The organism is Candidatus Pelagibacter sp. PS_10_02 (genome assembly GCF_059418005.1).
In genome coordinates this window covers 218548-234882 of record NZ_CM182076.1, presented here as the reverse complement: position 1 = coordinate 234882, position 16335 = coordinate 218548, and the positions used below count along the sequence as shown (strand labels likewise).

Here is a 16335-nt window from a genome sequence, read left to right as displayed (position 1 = left end):
GCTAATTACTGGAGTTTTAGATACTTGCTATTTAAGTAGCCTACTGACTGTAACAATTTAAATTGAGACAGTAGATAATTTCTTTCTGAATCTGCCAAGCTTATTTTGGCATTTAATAAAATTGAATTGGATTGGATCACATCCAAAGTTGATCTTCCAAGTCCTGACTCATATTCAACTGTTATTCCTTCGTTTGCAATCTCAGCTGCTTTAACTTGAGATGTAACAGAATTTAATAAGCTTTTAGAAACTTGAAAATTTGACCATGCACTTGCAACATTTGTATCATTAGATTTTAGAGCATTATCTAATAATAATTTTTTCCTATTTTTAAGATTTTTACTTTTATTTAATGAAGCATAATTTTTTCCTCCATTAAAAATTGGCCATGAAATAGTTGCTTTTAAAATTTCTTTATCACGTTCACCTATCGTTGAACTTACATCGTCTGATTTTGAACTATTAAAAGATAAGGATGCAGAGGGTGATAGATCTGATCTGGCTATAATCATATCTTTTTCTGATTGTTCATATTCTAATCTTGAAATAATTAAATTTGGGTTATCTTTTTTAGAAATTTCAATTGCTTCATTTAAGCTTACTGGCAATGCAAAATTTAAATCAGATTCTTTATCTAAAGAATTTATATCAGCGATTGGTCCTATTATTTTTTCGTAGTTTAATTTGGCAGTTACTGTTTCATTTTGAGCCTGTAAAAATTTAGCTTGCGCTCCTGCAAGTGATGACTCAGATTGAGAAAGATCAGATAAAGTAATTTGTCCTCTTTCTAATCTAGCCTGGTCGGTTTCAACTTGTCTCTCTAATAAATTAACATTATCTTGATTAATCTTTAATTTTTCTTCAGCAAATATAAGTCCTGTATAAGCTTCTATGGCTTGATATAAAATTTCTTGCTCTGTTTTTAATAGTTTTGCTTGAGCCAAAGTTAATCCAATTTTACTTTTTTCTAAACTTGCTGTACCTGCAAATCCTTGAAATAGTTTTTGCTCAATATCTATAGATTGTGTTTTAGGATCAACGTCTGTAAACGCCGAGTTTGCTCCTGAACTATCAGTTTGCTTTTCAGTATTTTCTTGGCTTTTTGAGCCTGACAAAGTAACGCTTGGCAAAAATTGACTTTTTGATATTTTTACTTCTTCTAAAGAAACTTGAATGTTTTCACGCTCTGCATTCAGTACTGGATTTTCATTGTAGGCTTGTAACAAAGCTTCTGATAATGGCGCAGAAAAAACATTTCCACTAAAGAAAATAAATAATACAAATATTAAAAAGTTTTTTTTCATTATTTTTTAAATTTTATTTTTTGTATTTGATGTTTATTATTTAAATACATAATAACTGAAGAGTTTTTTACAGCATCTTTAAACATTTGTTGAGTAATTCTTTGATAAGTTTGCATAAAATTTATAACATCACCACTGCTCATAATCTTTAAGTTTTTCTTATTTTTTGTTTGCAACCAAAGCTTTCTCTCTTGCTTTAGCCTCCACTCTCTTAATAAACTAAAGTCTTTAGCTTTTAAATATAGTAATCCATCTAATTGCCCAAATAATGCTTTGTATTTATTTTTTAACTGATCATTAACATACTTTCTCCATTTAGTTTGCTGATCATAGAGTTTTTCAACTGAGTTTATTGGTTTTTTAAGCTGGTTATTTGATTGCGCTCTAGCCCCTACACACCAGCCTTCAAAGATTACAACATCAGGCTTTTTTTTTATTCTATGCCATAAAGTTTTTGGATAACGATCATCTATCGCTTTATTGAATGCTGGCACTTGTAATCTTTTAAAATTTTTAGCTTTAATTTTTTTAAAAAAATTTAGCATTAAATCAACATCATGTGTTCCTGGCACGCCTCTTGTCATTAATAAAGAATGTTTTGTTTTAGATAATAATTTTCTATCTTTTCTTGTTTTATAAAAATCATCAATTGAAATTTTAAAAACATTTAGTTTAAAATATTTTTGTAAAATTAATGTTAAAAGTGATGAGATGGTTGTTTTTCCTGATCCTTGACCTCCTGCTAAACCAATTATCAATGGATTTTTTTTTGTTTTTTTTGAAATCCAATAACTGATTGGGATTAGAAAAGATTTTATCATCTTGTCTTTATTTTTAAATTTATCTTTTTTTGTTTCTTGTGAAGAAATAAATTTAAAACAATCTTTTTTAACCTTGCTATAACATTCACCAACAGACCACATAAAGATTATTTTTTATCTAAAGGATGATTTTGACCATCATTGACGGGAACATCTTTCATATCAAAAGTATTTATTTCATCTATACATCCTACATTAAATCCTGTCATTGCAGGATTTGCTCTTGGATTATGATGAGTATAAATTCCACAAACTGAACAAAAGTAATGTTTAGCTATTTTTGAATGGAATTGATAAAGAGTTAATTTGTCTTCACCTTTGGTAACTTTAAAATCTTCATTTTTTACCATCGACATAATTGCTCCTTTTCTTTTACAAATTGAACAATTGCATTTTATTACTTTAGCTAAATCTCCTTCTAAATTAATTTCTGCTTCTACAGTGCCACAATGACAAGTTAGTTTTTTCATTATTTTTTCTCCATTTCTATAAATCTACTTTATACATTACTTCATTTCTTTTAAGTATTGGTAAAGTAAATGGTGAGTTATATGACGCTCTTATTGGTGGACTTAGAACCAATAAGTTGTCTTGCTTAAGCGCTTTTTCTAAAATATCTTTATTTTTTAAAAAATTTTTATCTGAAGATCTCCCTGAATATTCAATCACAGCATAATATCCACCCTCAATAGTTAAAATTTTTACTTCTGAATCGACTGGTTTTGGTGCATTATCTTTATTAAATTTTGATGGCAAATAAAATTGCATCGTCATATTTTCATTTTTAATTTCTTGAGTAACTGGAACTGTCATTTTTATTTCTTCATTTTCTTTATTATTTCCTGAAATATAATTAAACAATTTTCTAAAACCATTACCTTGAACAGAATTTGTTTCAATGACCAAACGATTAGGGTATTTTCTTATTTCATAAATTTTATTCTCTTTTACTACCTCGTAGTTTGTTTCTTCGTATGCCATCAATTGAGAACTTAAAGTTAATATAAAGGTTAAAACTAATAAAATTTTTTTCATTTTCGAATTTTTTAAACTATCTCTGGTTGAAGTTATCCACAAGCATACAAAATGTGGTTTTGGATGTTCACCTTTTGATTCACTTTTGATTCACTTCCAGACTCAAAATACAACCTATTGCGTGCATTGTATAACTAGTCTATAAATAAGAACAAAATAAGAACATGAAACTAACTATCCCTTATTACTTACATAAAGCAGGTGCTGGGTTTCCCTCTCCTGCAACAGATTATATCGAAGAAGATATTGATCTGAACATACATTTAATAAAAAATGTTCCAGCAACTTTCATCATTCGTGTTCAGGGTAAATCAATGGTCGATGTTGGAATTAATGATGGAGATTTATTGGTGGTTGATAAAAGTTTAAAACCAAAAAACTTTTCAACAGTTATTGCAAACGTTCATGATGAGCTTGTAGTTAAAAGCTTGGTTCAAGAAAGAGATAAAAAGTTTTTAACATCAGGGTCTAAAGATTTTATTGATAAAATTTTAATTAATGAAGAAGAAGACATCTTTATCTGGGGGGTTGTAACTTATGTCATCCATTCTACGTACTAAAAAGATAGCATTAGTTGATTGTAATTCTTTTTACGTTTCTTGTGAAAGATTATTCAATCCTAAAATAAGAAGAAAACCTGTTGTAGTTTTATCTAATAATGATGGTTGTATCATCTCAAGATCTAATGAAGCGAAAGCTTTAGGAATCAAAATGGGTGAGCCTTATTTTAAAGAAAAAGATATTATTATAAAAAATAAGGTTGAAGTTTTCTCTTCTAATTATTCTTTATATGGTGATTTATCTAGAAGAGTAATGCGAACTCTTAAAAGATTTAATACAAAAATAGAGGTTTATTCTATTGATGAGGCTTTTTTAGATTTATCAAATTTTCCAGACCAAGATATAGAAAAAGTTGGCAAAGAAATTCGAGACACAGTTTTACAATGGACAGGGATTCCAACTAGCATTGGAATTGCTAAAACAAAAACTCTAAGTAAAATTGCAAATCATATTGCAAAGAAAAAACAATCAGGAGTTACTAGTTTAATTAATATTGAAAATATTGACCCTATTTTAGAAAAAATAGATATTAATGATGTATGGGGTGTTGGTAGACAACTTACAAAATTTTATAATAAAAATGGAATTTATAATGCTAAGCAGCTTAAAAACAAATCTAACAGCTGGATTAAAAAATCTTCTAATGTTTTAAGTTCAAGAACTGCAATGGAACTTAAAGGTATTCCTTGTATTAATTTAGAAACAACTACTACAAAAAGAAAAAGTTGTGTTGTTTCAAGATCATTTGGGAAAAGAGTAGAAAGATTTCAAGAATTAAAAGAAGCAGTTGCAAACTATTGTTTAAATGCATCTGAAAAAATTAGATCAGAGTCGTTAGTTGCAAAAGCAATCACAGTATTTGTTAGAACTAGTCCCTTTCAAAGAAACTATGGATATTACTCAAATGCAAAGAAAGTTGATTTTCCAATTGCAACAAACAATAGTATTGAAATAGTTAAAGCTGCAGTAACAATTCTAGAAACAATTTTCAAAAATGGTTACCAGTACCAAAAAGCAGGTGTGATGCTTACGGGATTATCTAACGCCAGTGAAAAAACAAATCTATTTTCATCTGAAAAAGATGAAAAAATAAACAGTTTAATGAAATCTATTGACAACACCAATCATCGATACGGAAGATCTACCTTAAGTGTTGCAAGTGCTGGGGTTCAAAAAAAGTGGAATATGAAAAGAGAATACTCTTCTAAAATAGATACGGCTGATTTTTATTCTCTACCAATGATTAGAGCTTAATTTTTTTTATTCACTTTATCTTATCAATTTTATGAATATTTTTTAAAGAATTATTAAATTCTTCCATGTTTTCTCTTAGAGCTAAATTGGAAATTGAATAAATCATTATTAATAATAGAACTAAAGGTAATGAAGTAATAATTGATGCATTGCTTTTAATTAAAAGAATATAAAAAACGATAAATAAAGCTGAACGAATTAAAACTGTTTTTCTAAATACACTAATAATTGAAAGTGAGTGTTTTAATAAATTAAAAAAACTCATTTTAGATGGTCCAAAATATCTAGTCCCTCTAATAGAAGGAATAGTTAATAAATCTTTTTCTATTTTTTTTAATGAACCAGAAAAACTATTCCAGGTTGCTTTTTCTTTAAGCATTTTTTCAATTGTAGTCTTAGAGAGACATGTAAAATTTCCAAATTTAATAGATTGACCTGTAAATGATAATGTTAAGAATTTATGAAACTGATAACAAGATTTAAAAAATGAACTTTCAGATCTTTTAACTCTTTCACCTATTATAGGTTTACCATCTGTTTGTTCAGCAAGCTCTATAAAATTTTTAATCTCTTCTGGTCGATCTTCACCATCTCCATCCATCGGTATTACATAGTCAAATTCTTTTTTTTCATAAATATACTTTAATCCTGAGGCAATGCATCTTGCATGACCTCTGTTTTCTTTCATGTTTATAATTTCAATTGAATTAATATTTTCAGTATTTCGATAATCATCAATTATTTGTTGAGAAGATGCATCGTTAATAACAACAATTGAAATCTCAGAATTGATACCTTCTATTTCAGAATTTATATTTTCAATTAGCTTGGTTAAGCTCTCTCGATCGTTATAAATTGGAATTAAAATTACATATTTTTTCATAGCTATTTTGATCCAACACAAACATTATCAAAGCACATATAATCTTTCAATTGATCAAGCTTTTCTTTTTCAACAAAACCCTCCCATACCGGTCTTGATTTTAGATGATATGATAAATTACCTGCATTCCACTCATTTCCATAAACTACATTTATCTTAGAATTGAACTGTTGATCCCAAGCATATTGAGTTTTAATAGCAATTTCCTTCCCTGGGTAATCAGTTCTTTTGTCTTCTTTTGATATTGAGACATAAGCGTAAAGCACTGGTGACAAAAAAAATAAAAAGATAAAGCCAATCATAAATGGTTTTAACTTTTTAATATTGATTTGAGCTTGAAATAAATAGACAAATAAAGTTCCAAAAAATAAATAAAACGGTGTCATCCACATTGTTCTAATCTTAGAACCTGTAATAGCTGAGGTTAAAAACATTAACATGATGGGTAAAATGTTAATCACTAACAAAAAAAATAATTTTTTATCTTTAAAATCTATTCTAAATTTTATTTTTTTTACTAACAACCAAACTAAAATTAAAAATGGGATTAGTAATCCAATTTGTTTTATTAAAAAAATTAATGGAAAATTTATATGATTAATCAAACTAGATTGTTCCAATCCAGCTCTTGCAAGTCCATAAGTTATAGTAATAAAATCATTGTTGTTTAGCCAAATTAGATGGGGAACTAAAACAATCAAAAATACCTCTAGAGTTATAAGGTACTTAAAATCAAATTTTCTATCCTTCTTAATAAATATTAAATATATAAATAAAAGATCAATTGAGACTAAAAGATAAACAAATAAATATTTAGATAAAAAACCAAATGCTGCAAATAATCCAACTAAAAAACAATCGGTAAATTTTATTTCTTTACTAGTGTAAATTTTCCATGAAAAATAAACTGTTAAAGACCAAAATGGGAGCTGGCAAACATTTACGTTAAATTCAGGAGTGGTAAAATTATAAAAATAAATTGCTTCAATAAGTAAAACTGAAATTATACCTAATAAATCACTATTAAAAAATTCTTTAGAAAATTTAAATACATAATAAAAAGAAATAACTACAAATATTTGACTAAGCAAATAATATATCCAATCTTGAGATCCAAAAATTTGAAAAAAAACCTCTGGAAAAAAAGCACTCATTGGAGGATGTTTGTTAAAACCCCATTCTAAATTACTGCCCCATGCTAAGGCTTCAATTGTATCAAGAGGTAGATTGTTATTTGTTAACGAAGGAATTAATGTCCATAAAAATAAATGTGCTGTGAGAAAGACATAAAAGAACTTATTAATATTATTTTTATTAAGTAACATTTTATATAGATTTTATATGAATTAAGCTTGCTTGACACCTATTAATTGCTGAATATACTCCGGCCACTAAATTTATACATATGCCCAAAACTTCAAAAAAAACTGCTAAAAAAAAAGTTGCTAAATCTAAAAAATCTACTTCTATAAAAACAAAACCTGCTAAAGAAGTTAAAAAAGTTATTGTTGAAGAAAAAAAAACTAAAGCACCAGTTAAAATTTCAAAAAATTATCTCCCAAAAGAAACTGAAAAATATATGTGTGAAAAGCACTTAGTTTTTTTTAAAATAAAATTAACTGAATGGAAAAAAGAGTTAGTCAAAGCAAATAATGAAGCCCTTTATCATGGATCAATGGATGACAATAGTATTTCGGCAGATATTGTGGACCAAGCAAGCTCATACACAGATAAAGCTGTTGAAATGAAAGCGATCAACCGTCAAATAAAATTAATTTCTAAAATTGATCAAGCTCTATTGAGAATAAAAAATAGAACATATGGATTTTGTGAAGAAACAGCTGAGCCAATAGGATTAAAGAGATTAATGGCAAGACCTGTTGCTGACTTATGTATAGCTGCTCAAGAAAAACACGAAAAAGAAGAAAAAGTATACGCTGACGATTAAGGCTTTGGTATTATTGAGCCATTTTTTAATAAATCATATCCTTTTATAACAGCCTCTCTTTTTGAAATATCTAAATACCATCTTGTCAGGCTTTTATAATTATTAAGTCCAATATCATGCCATTCATGTCTTGCTATCCAGGGCCAAGTTGCAATATCAGCAATGGTATATTCATTTCCAGCTAAGTATTTTGATGAAGATAATCTTTCATCTAGCTCACCATAAATTCTTTTAGCGATTTTAAAATATCTTTCTTCTCCAAATTCACTTTTTCCAGGATTATAATGATGAAACTGATGATGTTGACCAATCATTGGTCCAATAATTCCCATCTGCGCCATCAACCATTGATTAATAATATAGCGATCTTTTAAATCATAAAACTTGTTATATTTTTCACCCAAATAAATAAGAATTGCCCCAGACTCAAATAAAGATTGTCCATTTTCATGATCAATGATTACTGGAATTTTTCCAAAAGGACTTATTTTTATGAAATCTTTTTTTAATTGCTCACCTTTAGATAAATCAATTTTAGTAACTTTAAAATCACAGCCTAACTCTTCTAACATTATTGTGATTTTTTTCCCGTTTGGAGTGTCGGCAGTAAAAAGCTCTATCACTCTTTAATACCCAGTCTACTTTTTACTATTTTGGAAGAAGTCGTAAATTCAAATCTGTATTTTTCATCCGGTTTTGCATACTTAAAACAGCCTCTAGCAGCTAATGCCCCTTCATGAAAACCTGAAAGAATTAGTTTTAGTTTTCCAGGATAGGAACAGATATCTCCAATTGCAAAAATGCCTTTTTTATTAGTTTCAAAATTTTCTGTGTTAACAGGAATAGTTTTTTTATCTAAATTTAATCCCCACTCAGCAATAGGTCCTAATTTCATAATCAATCCAAATAAACCCAAAACATAATCTGTTTTAATTTCTTTTATACTTTCATCATCATGTTTAATGTTAATACTTTCAATCTTATTATCACCTTCAACTGAGTCTAGTTGGTACTTAGTATAAATCTCTATTTTACCTTCTTCTTTCAATTGATTAACTTTATCAATACTTGCTTGCATTCCTCTAAAATCATCTCTTCGGTGAACTAATATTACCTTTGAGGTATTTGATAATTCAATTGCCCAATCTAATGCTGAATCTCCTCCACCAAAAATAGTAACAGTTTTATCTTTAAAAATTTTTTTATCTTTTACTGAATATAATATTTTTTTACCTTCGTATTTTTCTATTTCTTTTGTTGAAAATTTTCTTGGTTCAAATGAACCTACTCCAGCTGCAATAATTATGCTTGAAGTTTCAAATTGAGTTCCTTTATTTGTTTTTATTAACCATTTTTTTTCATCTTGCTTAATTTCTTCTACTCTTTCATTTAAATGAAAATTTGTTTTAAATGTTTTTATTTGCTCAAGTAAATTATTAGTTAATTCTTCCCCAGTACATTCTGGAATAGCTGGGATGTCATATATAGGTTTATCCGGATAGAGCTCAATACATTGTCCACCAATTTTATCTAAATTATCTACAACTTCACAAGTTAATCCAATTATTCCCAGTTGATGAACACAAAACAAACCAACTGGTCCAGCACCAATTATCAATGTATCTGTTTTAATCATTTAACCTTGCTTTGATGGAATGCTTACTATTAAGCCATCTAATTCATCTGAAACTATTAACTGGCAGCTTAATCTGCTATTTTTTTTTGGCTCAAATGCCATATCCAACATATCTTCTTCACCATCTTCTTTTTTAGGGAGTTTGTCAAACCACTCTTCATTTACATAAACGTGACAAGTAGCACAAGCCATACCACCTCCACAATCTGCATCAATACCTTGAATATCATTCTGTACAGCGCCTTCCATTACAGTTAGCCCATTGGACACATCTATAGTTTTGCTGTTACCATTGTTTTCTAAATAAGTAATTTTAGGCATATATTCTAAATATAATTACATAAGAAAAAAGGGCAAGTATGCAAAAACATACCTGCCCTTTTTTTTAATTATTTGACGAGTAAAACTACTTCTTAGCTCTACCAGGTTGTTGCATTGCTGCTGCCCAAATGATTAGACCAAAAGCGATCTTGTTCAAAAAGTCAGCTGCATTGTAAATCACGTTTAGCGAGTTTGCATCTACACCACCTGTTAGGTAACCAAATACATAACCTAATGGGTAAATAGCCCAACCAACTGTAACGATCATTCTCATAGCACCAAATGCAGTAACAAGAGCTTTGTTTCCACTCTTCGCTGCATTTTTACCTGCTTCACCTGAAAATACTTCATAAAGAATGTAGAACCATCCAGCCATACCGATTACAAAACCAAGTGTAGCATTAATGTATCCTGCTTCTCCTAAGTATCCACCGATTAACATTACTAAAGTACCAATCATCAATCTCCAAAATATTCCAGAGTTTGCTTTATTTACTGCTGCAAGAACAAAATAGAATTCTAACATCAATAATGGAACTGTAATTAACCAGTCAATATATCTGTATACTGTTGGTGACTCACCAGTCATGATCCACACATCTCTCATGTACATGTAATGTATGAACGCAATACCAGTTACTAGTCCTGCAACAGTTATTGAAACTCTCCAGCCAGCTGGAACTGATGCTCTTTCAATAAAAAAGAATGCCGTTGACGCTAATAACGCCATTGACACAAGCCAGAATGAAATTCCGACAAAGTCATCAGAAGCTAACAGTGCAGTTTCTGCGTTTGCTACACCTGTAACACCCATTAGGGCTACAGCTGTAAGAGCAAACAATTTTAGTTTTTTCATAAAAAACTCCCTCTTTGTTAGTTTTTAACTTTTAGTTTATATAAACTAGACACAAATATTAGTTTGTATCTATAATGAGGATTAACTATCAAAATAAGCAGGTTTTTAGAAGTTTTAAATTCGTCTATTTTGTATTGATTTTACTGACTTTTTAAATTTAAATACAATTTTTAATTTAAAAACCCAAAAATAATAACAAATAGAATCAAAAACAATGAATAATAAATTTCACCAAATATATGAAAATTCTATTAAAAAACCTGAAGAATTTTGGCAAGAAGTCTCAAAGGATATATTTTGGTTTAAAAAACCTACAAAGATTCTAAATAAATCAAATCCTCCTTTTTATAAATGGTTTGAGGATGGGGTAACAAATACTTGCTATAATGCTTTAGACCTTCATATCGATGAGGGCAGAGGTGAAAAGATAGCATTAATTTATGACAGTCCCATCACAGGAAATAAAGATCAATTTACCTATAGTGAATTAAAAAAAAGAGTTTCAAAATTTGCAGGAGCGCTTAAAAAACAAGGGGTCAATAAAGGTGACCGGGTTATCATTTATATGCCCATGATCCCAGAGGCAATTGTTGCTATGTTAGCTTGTGGAAGAATTGGTGCAATTCATTCAGTTGTATTTGGAGGATTTGCCTCAAATGAACTGGCTAGTAGAATTGATGATAGTAAAGCAAAGATATTGGTAACAGCTTCATGTGGTTTTGAACCAGGAAGAACGGTTGAGTATAAACCTTTAGTAGAGGAAGCTATAAAAATGGCTTCTCACAAAATAGAACGATTAATTCTTTTTCAAAGATCTGGTCATGAAGCAAAAATAAACGCGCCGCAAGAAATAACATGGGCAGAGGCCTTATCTAATGCTGAAGATGTAGATTGTGTAGAGATGAATTCAAATGATCTTGCTTATATTTTGTATACTTCAGGAACTACCGGTGTACCAAAAGGAATAGTCAGAGATATTGGCGGCCATATAGTAGCTTTAAAATGGACCATGAAAAATATTTATAATATTGATGTAGACGATGTTTGGTGGTCAGCAAGTGATATAGGTTGGATTGTTGGGCACTCTTATATTGTATATGCTCCATTATTCAAAGGATGTACAACAGTGCTATTTGAAGGCAAACCTGTAGGTACTCCTGATGCTGGAACTTTTTGGAAAATAATTTCTGATTATAATGTTAAATCTCTTTTTACAGCGCCAACTGCTTTTAGAGCTATTAAAAAAGAGGACCCTGAAGGAAAGTTTTTTTCCAAGTATGATTTAAGTAAATTTAAGTCTTTGTTTTTAGCTGGAGAACGAGCAGATCCTGACACAATTAAGTGGGCTGAAAATTTATTAAAAGTTCCTGTAATAGATCATTGGTGGCAGACTGAAACAAGTTGGGCAATTAGTGCAAATTGTACTGGAATAGAAATGATGAAAACGAAATATGGTTCAGCAGGTAAAGCTGTTCCAGGTTATGATGTTAGGATTATTAAACCTGACCAAACAATAGCAGCAACAAATCAGATGGGTGATATAGTTGTAAAATTACCTTTGCCCCCTGGTACTTTTCCAACATTATGGAATGCAGATAAGAGATATAAAGATAACTATATGACTAACTATGATGGCTACTATGAAACTTATGATGCGGGTCATATTGATGAGGATGGATATATTTGGATTATGTCTCGAACCGATGATGTAATTAATGTAGCTGGTCATAGATTGTCAACTGGGTCTATAGAAGAGGTTTTATCTGAGCATCAATCTGTTGCTGAGTGCGCAGTGCTTGGGATTATAGATAAATTAAAAGGGCAGTTACCCATTGGGTTAGTAGTTCTAAAAACTGGTGTTGAAAAAACCAATGAAACAATTTCAAAAGAATGCATTCAGATGGTTAGAAGTAAAATTGGCCCTGTTGCTGCATTTAAAAATGTAATTGTTGTTAAAAGATTACCAAAAACAAGATCTGGAAAAATATTAAGAGGAACAATAAGAAAAATTGCAGATGGAGAAGATTATAAAATACCAGCTACTATTGATGATCCTGCAATTTTAACTGAAATCAAAGAAGAGCTGATTAAAAATAAAATTGGCAAAAAATGATAAAAACCTATTTTTTTTTAATTATTGCAATTTTTTGTGAGGTTGGAGGAACAATGCTATTGCCTCTTTCACAAAATTTTACCAAACTTATTCCAACTACTTCTCTTGCAATTCTATATCTATCCTCATTTTATCTTTTAACATTTGTTGTTGATAAAATTCCAATTGCTATTGTGTATGCAACATGGAGTGGTCTTGGAATATTTACAATTGCTATATTGGCATATATTTTTTTTAAACAGGCTCTTTCATGGCAGGCTGTAGTCGGATTATTTTTAATTGTGTGTGGAGTTGTTTTGGTTAATAGCTTTTCTACAAAAGTTATTTAAAACTTATTGGTTTTCCCTCTGGTTTACCAAGAATTTTTCCATCTTTCATTTTAATTTTTCCAGCAATAATTGTTGAAACGGGGAATCCCTTAAACTCAGTACCATCAAATGGGGACCAGCCACACTTACTTTCAATATTTTCATTTTTAATCAAAATTTTTTTATTCATATCTACAACTGTGAAATCAGCATCAAAACCTTCTTTAATAAAACCTTTGTTTTCAATTCCAAAAATTTTAACTGGATTTTCACACACAAAGTTCATTAATTGCTCAAGTGTTAGTTTTCCATCATTTATATGATTTAACATTACTGGCATTAAGGTTTGAACACCTGGCATTCCTGATGGAGAGTTAGGATAAGTTTTATCTTTATTTACCTTTAAATGAGGAGCATGATCAGAACCAATAGTATCATTAAGATTATTTTTTACTCCATACCATAATCTATCGTAGTGAGATTTATCTCTGATTGGAGGATTCATTTGGGCGTAGGTGCCTAATTTATTATAGCAATCAGGAGCATAAATAGTTAAATGCTGCGGTGTAATCTCAAATGTAATATTTCCTTTATGTTGAGATAAAAAATCAATTTCTTCTTTTGTCGTTACATGAAGAATGTGCGCTTTTTTTTTATATCTTTCAGCAATCTTAACAATTCTTCTTGTCGAGGATATTGCACACTCAGCACTTCTCCATATAGAATGAGAATGAACGTCTCCATCTTTAATCAATTTTTTATTCATGTTTAAAATCTCTTCATCTTCTGAATGAACAGCAACTACTTTTGAACTATTTTTAAAAACTATTTCTATATCTTTTTCATGTTGAACTAATAAATTTCCTGTAGAAGATCCTGCAAAAAGTTTTATTCCACAACAGCCTTCTAGATCTTTTAAATCAGCTAATTCATTAGCATTATCAGGAGTTGCACCAAAATAAAAACCGTAGTTGCAATACATTCTATTTTTTGCAAGATCTAATTTTCTCTGAAATTCTTTCTTATTAGCGGTTGGTGGATTTGTATTGGGCATTTCAAAAACACTAGTTATACCCCCTACGATTGCTGCTCTACTTCCAGAATGTAAATCTTCAGTATCAGTTGAGCCCGGTTCTCTAAAATGAGTTTGAGTATCCATGCAACCTGGTAAAACTAATAAATCTTTAGCATCCAAAATCTCTTTCGCCTCTTTGTTTATTTTTCCAATTTCAATAATTTTTCCTTCTTTAATGGCTATATCCTGATCTTTTAGATCTTTATCTATATAGCACTTACCATTTTTAATTATTAAATCTAACATTTATGGAAAAAGTACTTATATTATAATCAGCAATCAATCAATTATGAATAAAGATAAAGTATACATTTTAGAAGATCGAGGAATTCTTTACATTAATGGCTCTGATGCAAAAGATTTTTTACAAAACATTATAACCAATGATATAAATAAAGTTAATGAAACCAATAGCTGTTTTGCTTCATTATTAACACCTCAAGGAAAATTTCTTTTTGCATTCATCATCACCAAACATAAATCAGGATATTTTTTAGATTGTGAAAATTCTCAAGCTGACAGTCTTTTAAAACAACTTAATATTTATAAATTAAGATCTAAAGTTGAAATTATGAATTTAAGTAATGAATTTGTAATTGCGATTTTTGAAAAAGAAAAGTTTTTAAATTTGGAAGGAGCAAAAGAGGTTCCTGGAAATACAATTAAATATAGAGAAGACTCCATATTATTAGATCCTAGAAATAAAAATTTAGGAGCAAGACTTATTATCAATTTAGAGAAGCTTTATCTTTCGTTAAAAAAATTAGAACTAAAAGATTCTCCAGCAGATGAATATTATAAACTAAGTCATAATTTGGGAATTCCACAAAAAGATATGAATGATTTACAAAATAAATTATTTGGTATTGAGTGTAATTTTGAGGAGTTAAATGGAATAGATTTTAAAAAAGGTTGTTATGTAGGGCAAGAAAATACTGCAAGGATAAAATTAAAAAATAAACTTTCAAAAAGACTTTTACCTATTGATTTGATTGAAGGAGAATTAAACAAAGATGATGTAATTTATAATAAAAATTATGAAATAGGAAAAGTCTTGTTGCGCAATAAATACCCTTTTGCTTTAATAAAATACTTAGATGATAATTTTAATCAAAAAAATGAGCTACAAACTAAAAATGCAAAATTTAAAATTAGGATTCCAAGTTGGCTTAACTAAGTGCGTCAGAATAAAAGAATGACAATTAAGTATCAAATTGATAGGTTTTAATATGGAATTTACAGAAGAAGTAAGAAAAGCAACAGAGCCCATTTATCAAAAAATATCAAAGGTTTTACCTGAAATTGAATGGTCGGTTCATGCTCCATATGTTCATAGAATTAATCAATTAAAAAAAGAAAAAAACGCAGTAATTCTAGCTCATAACTATCAGACACCTGAAATCTATCACGGTGTTGCAGACTTTGCAGCTGACTCTTTGGCGCTAGCAGTTGAAGCCTCGAAAACTTCAGCTGATATAATTGTAATGGCTGGAGTACACTTTATGGCAGAGACAGCAAAATTAATGAGTCCCAAAAAAAAAGTTTTATTACCAGACATGCTAGCTGGATGCTCTTTGTCATCCTCTATTACAGGTAAAGATGTAAGATTACTAAAAGAAAAGTATCCGGGCGTTCCTGTTGTATCTTATGTTAATACATCAGCAGATGTTAAAGCTGAAACTGATATATGCTGTACATCAGCTAATGCAGTTAAGATTGTAAATTCTTTAGGTGTCAAAAAAGTTATATTTTTGCCAGATGACTACCTAGCTAAGTATGTTTCATCTCAGACTGATGTTGAAATAATTGCTTGGAAAGGTATTTGCGTTGTGCATGATCAGTTTAATGAAAAAGAGATAAACGAGATAAGAAATAATAATCCTGGAATAAAAATAATTGCCCATCCAGAATGTCCTCCAGATGTTATTAGGGCTAGTGATTTTGCAGGATCAACTTCTGGAATGATAAAATATGTTGAGGATAATCAGCCTAAAAAAGTAATGATGGTTACTGAGTGTTCTATGAGTGATAATATTCAAGTAGAGAATCCTAAAGTTGAGTTTATTAAACCATGCAATTTATGTCCTCATATGAAAAGAATTACACTTCCAAAGATTTTAGCTTGTTTAGAAAATGAAACAGGTGAAATAATTATGGACAAAGAAACTATCAATAAAGCTCGCATACCTGTTGAAAGAATGACTGCTATTGGTAGATAAC

General features: G+C 29.6%; 18 protein-coding genes. 7 read left to right on the top strand and 11 right to left on the bottom strand.

Annotation, left to right across the window (positions count from 1 at the left end; genetic code table 11):
- Positions 1-5 precede the first annotated feature (5 nt).
- Genes AC5SL1_RS01265 through AC5SL1_RS01250 form a run of 4 tightly spaced genes read right to left on the bottom strand, consistent with a single transcriptional unit; the run spans position 6 to position 3160 of the window.
- Complete coding sequence (locus tag AC5SL1_RS01265; RefSeq protein ID WP_494599992.1) at positions 6-1304, bottom strand: TolC family outer membrane protein; 1299 nt, start codon at positions 1302-1304, stop codon at positions 6-8.
- Positions 1304-2227: a uridine kinase gene (locus tag AC5SL1_RS01260; RefSeq protein ID WP_494599991.1), complete on the bottom strand. Its 924-nt coding sequence runs from the start codon at positions 2225-2227 to the stop codon at positions 1304-1306. Before AC5SL1_RS01260 ends, AC5SL1_RS01265 begins: the two co-directional genes overlap by 1 nt.
- A gap of 5 nt (positions 2228-2232) precedes the next feature.
- A complete protein-coding gene (locus AC5SL1_RS01255) occupies positions 2233-2595 on the bottom strand; it encodes a GFA family protein (protein WP_494580239.1) in 363 nt (120 codons plus the stop codon).
- Between the two features lie 16 nt (positions 2596-2611).
- Positions 2612-3160, bottom strand: a complete 549-nt coding sequence (locus AC5SL1_RS01250; RefSeq protein WP_494580237.1) for an SOUL family heme-binding protein — start codon at positions 3158-3160, stop codon at positions 2612-2614.
- Between the two features lie 164 nt (positions 3161-3324).
- Between AC5SL1_RS01250 and AC5SL1_RS01245 the strand changes: the two genes are divergently transcribed.
- Both AC5SL1_RS01245 and AC5SL1_RS01240 read left to right on the top strand, forming a co-directional pair.
- Positions 3325-3720 carry a LexA family protein gene (locus AC5SL1_RS01245; RefSeq protein ID WP_494580235.1) on the top strand — a complete coding sequence of 132 codons (396 nt, stop codon included), beginning with the start codon at positions 3325-3327 and terminating at the stop codon, positions 3718-3720.
- Positions 3698-4975: a Y-family DNA polymerase gene (locus AC5SL1_RS01240; protein ID WP_494599990.1), complete on the top strand. Its 1278-nt coding sequence runs from the start codon at positions 3698-3700 to the stop codon at positions 4973-4975. The genes AC5SL1_RS01245 and AC5SL1_RS01240 overlap by 23 nt, the downstream gene beginning before the upstream one ends.
- A 10-nt stretch (positions 4976-4985) precedes the next feature.
- On the opposite strand, the gene AC5SL1_RS01235 is transcribed toward AC5SL1_RS01240, so the two are convergent.
- Both AC5SL1_RS01235 and AC5SL1_RS01230 read right to left on the bottom strand, forming a co-directional pair.
- A complete protein-coding gene (locus AC5SL1_RS01235; RefSeq protein ID WP_494599989.1) occupies positions 4986-5858 on the bottom strand; it encodes a glycosyltransferase in 873 nt (290 codons plus the stop codon).
- 2 nt (positions 5859-5860) lie between these two features.
- The gene (locus AC5SL1_RS01230) at positions 5861-7183 is read right to left on the bottom strand and encodes a glycosyltransferase family 39 protein (protein ID WP_494599988.1); all 1323 of its coding nucleotides are present in this window, start codon (positions 7181-7183) and stop codon (positions 5861-5863) included.
- Between the two features lie 80 nt (positions 7184-7263).
- Between AC5SL1_RS01230 and AC5SL1_RS01225 the strand changes: the two genes are divergently transcribed.
- Complete coding sequence (locus tag AC5SL1_RS01225) at positions 7264-7806, top strand: TraR/DksA C4-type zinc finger protein (RefSeq protein WP_494599987.1); 543 nt, start codon at positions 7264-7266, stop codon at positions 7804-7806.
- On the opposite strand, the gene AC5SL1_RS01220 is transcribed toward AC5SL1_RS01225, so the two are convergent.
- The 4 genes from AC5SL1_RS01220 to AC5SL1_RS01205 all read right to left on the bottom strand — a co-directional run bounded on the left by AC5SL1_RS01220 (position 7803) and on the right by AC5SL1_RS01205 (position 10619).
- A complete protein-coding gene (locus tag AC5SL1_RS01220; RefSeq protein ID WP_494573379.1) occupies positions 7803-8429 on the bottom strand; it encodes a glutathione S-transferase family protein in 627 nt (208 codons plus the stop codon). The two genes, AC5SL1_RS01225 and AC5SL1_RS01220, sit on opposite strands and share 4 nt — an antisense overlap.
- On the bottom strand, positions 8426-9442 hold the full coding sequence (locus AC5SL1_RS01215; protein WP_494599986.1) for an NAD(P)/FAD-dependent oxidoreductase: 1017 nt from the start codon (positions 9440-9442) through the stop codon (positions 8426-8428). Before AC5SL1_RS01215 ends, AC5SL1_RS01220 begins: the two co-directional genes overlap by 4 nt.
- Entirely contained in the window at positions 9443-9763 is a 321-nt protein-coding gene (locus AC5SL1_RS01210; protein ID WP_494599985.1) for a 2Fe-2S iron-sulfur cluster-binding protein, read from the bottom strand.
- An 85-nt stretch (positions 9764-9848) separates the two neighbouring features.
- Positions 9849-10619: a bacteriorhodopsin-like gene (locus tag AC5SL1_RS01205; RefSeq protein WP_494599984.1), complete on the bottom strand. Its 771-nt coding sequence runs from the start codon at positions 10617-10619 to the stop codon at positions 9849-9851.
- A 214-nt stretch (positions 10620-10833) separates the two neighbouring features.
- Here AC5SL1_RS01205 and AC5SL1_RS01200 point away from each other — a divergent pair, with 214 nt between their 5' ends.
- Together AC5SL1_RS01200 and AC5SL1_RS01195 are read left to right on the top strand one after the other, a co-directional pair.
- Positions 10834-12732: a propionyl-CoA synthetase gene (locus AC5SL1_RS01200; protein ID WP_494599983.1), complete on the top strand. Its 1899-nt coding sequence runs from the start codon at positions 10834-10836 to the stop codon at positions 12730-12732.
- Positions 12729-13061: a DMT family transporter gene (locus AC5SL1_RS01195; RefSeq protein WP_494599982.1), complete on the top strand. Its 333-nt coding sequence runs from the start codon at positions 12729-12731 to the stop codon at positions 13059-13061. Before AC5SL1_RS01200 ends, AC5SL1_RS01195 begins: the two co-directional genes overlap by 4 nt.
- Here AC5SL1_RS01195 and AC5SL1_RS01190 read toward each other — a convergent pair.
- On the bottom strand, positions 13054-14361 hold the full coding sequence (locus AC5SL1_RS01190) for a dihydroorotase (RefSeq protein WP_494599981.1): 1308 nt from the start codon (positions 14359-14361) through the stop codon (positions 13054-13056). The two genes, AC5SL1_RS01195 and AC5SL1_RS01190, sit on opposite strands and share 8 nt — an antisense overlap.
- Before the next feature lie 43 nt (positions 14362-14404).
- On the opposite strand from AC5SL1_RS01190, the gene ygfZ reads away from it, so the two are divergent.
- Both ygfZ and nadA read left to right on the top strand, forming a co-directional pair.
- The gene (gene ygfZ / locus AC5SL1_RS01185; RefSeq protein WP_494599980.1) at positions 14405-15292 is read left to right on the top strand and encodes a CAF17-like 4Fe-4S cluster assembly/insertion protein YgfZ; all 888 of its coding nucleotides are present in this window, start codon (positions 14405-14407) and stop codon (positions 15290-15292) included.
- Between the two features lie 52 nt (positions 15293-15344).
- Positions 15345-16334 (top strand): quinolinate synthase NadA, encoded by a 990-nt coding sequence (gene nadA / locus AC5SL1_RS01180; RefSeq protein WP_494599979.1) that lies wholly within the window; start codon positions 15345-15347, stop codon positions 16332-16334.
- Position 16335: the final 1 nt, after the last annotated feature.

What these genes read in the sequence shown, in the direction of transcription:
- AC5SL1_RS01265 (WP_494599992.1), bottom strand. Translation starts at nt 1,304, where the DNA reads ATGAAAAAAAACTTTTTAATATTTGTATTATTTATTTTCTTTAGTGGA.
- AC5SL1_RS01260 (WP_494599991.1), bottom strand. Translation starts at nt 2,227, where the DNA reads ATGTGGTCTGTTGGTGAATGTTATAGCAAGGTTAAAAAAGATTGTTTT.
- AC5SL1_RS01255 (WP_494580239.1), bottom strand. Translation starts at nt 2,595, where the DNA reads ATGAAAAAACTAACTTGTCATTGTGGCACTGTAGAAGCAGAAATTAAT.
- AC5SL1_RS01250 (WP_494580237.1), bottom strand. Translation starts at nt 3,160, where the DNA reads ATGAAAAAAATTTTATTAGTTTTAACCTTTATATTAACTTTAAGTTCT.
- AC5SL1_RS01245 (WP_494580235.1), top strand. Translation starts at nt 3,325, where the DNA reads ATGAAACTAACTATCCCTTATTACTTACATAAAGCAGGTGCTGGGTTT.
- AC5SL1_RS01240 (WP_494599990.1), top strand. Translation starts at nt 3,698, where the DNA reads ATGTCATCCATTCTACGTACTAAAAAGATAGCATTAGTTGATTGTAAT.
- AC5SL1_RS01235 (WP_494599989.1), bottom strand. Translation starts at nt 5,858, where the DNA reads ATGAAAAAATATGTAATTTTAATTCCAATTTATAACGATCGAGAGAGC.
- AC5SL1_RS01230 (WP_494599988.1), bottom strand. Translation starts at nt 7,183, where the DNA reads ATGTTACTTAATAAAAATAATATTAATAAGTTCTTTTATGTCTTTCTC.
- AC5SL1_RS01225 (WP_494599987.1), top strand. Translation starts at nt 7,264, where the DNA reads ATGCCCAAAACTTCAAAAAAAACTGCTAAAAAAAAAGTTGCTAAATCT.
- AC5SL1_RS01215 (WP_494599986.1), bottom strand. Translation starts at nt 9,442, where the DNA reads ATGATTAAAACAGATACATTGATAATTGGTGCTGGACCAGTTGGTTTG.
- AC5SL1_RS01210 (WP_494599985.1), bottom strand. Translation starts at nt 9,763, where the DNA reads ATGCCTAAAATTACTTATTTAGAAAACAATGGTAACAGCAAAACTATA.
- AC5SL1_RS01205 (WP_494599984.1), bottom strand. Translation starts at nt 10,619, where the DNA reads ATGAAAAAACTAAAATTGTTTGCTCTTACAGCTGTAGCCCTAATGGGT.
- AC5SL1_RS01200 (WP_494599983.1), top strand. Translation starts at nt 10,834, where the DNA reads ATGAATAATAAATTTCACCAAATATATGAAAATTCTATTAAAAAACCT.
- AC5SL1_RS01195 (WP_494599982.1), top strand. Translation starts at nt 12,729, where the DNA reads ATGATAAAAACCTATTTTTTTTTAATTATTGCAATTTTTTGTGAGGTT.
- AC5SL1_RS01190 (WP_494599981.1), bottom strand. Translation starts at nt 14,361, where the DNA reads ATGTTAGATTTAATAATTAAAAATGGTAAGTGCTATATAGATAAAGAT.
- ygfZ (WP_494599980.1), top strand. Translation starts at nt 14,405, where the DNA reads ATGAATAAAGATAAAGTATACATTTTAGAAGATCGAGGAATTCTTTAC.
- nadA (WP_494599979.1), top strand. Translation starts at nt 15,345, where the DNA reads ATGGAATTTACAGAAGAAGTAAGAAAAGCAACAGAGCCCATTTATCAA.